This window comes from Streptomyces tyrfis (assembly GCF_037034285.1).
Lineage (GTDB): Bacteria > Actinomycetota > Actinomycetes > Streptomycetales > Streptomycetaceae > Streptomyces.
Map to the genome: position 1 here is coordinate 1 of NZ_JBAGJZ010000140.1, position 287 is coordinate 287.

General features: G+C 65.9%; 1 protein-coding gene. It reads right to left on the minus strand.

Going from position 1 to position 287, the window contains the following annotated elements; genetic code table 11:
• Window positions 1–287, minus strand: a 287-nt coding sequence (locus WA762_RS35575) for an Hsp70 family protein (protein WP_335941724.1), incomplete at both ends; no start/stop codon positions are given.

Here is a 287-nt window from a genome sequence, read left to right on the forward strand (position 1 = left end):
TCGAAGGAGACCTCGATCTGCGGGACGCCGCGCGGGGCCGGCGGGAGGCCGGTCAGCTCGAACATGCCGAGCTTCTTGTTGTACGCGGCGATCTCGCGCTCGCCCTGGTAGACCTGGATCTGCACGGACGGCTGGTTGTCCTCGGCCGTCGTGAAGATCTCCGAGCGCTTGGTCGGGATCGTGGTGTTGCGCTCGATCAGCTTGGTCATGATGCCGCCCTTGGTCTCGATGCCGAGGGACAGCGGGGTGACGTCGAGCAGCAGGACGTCCTTGACCTCGCCCTTGAG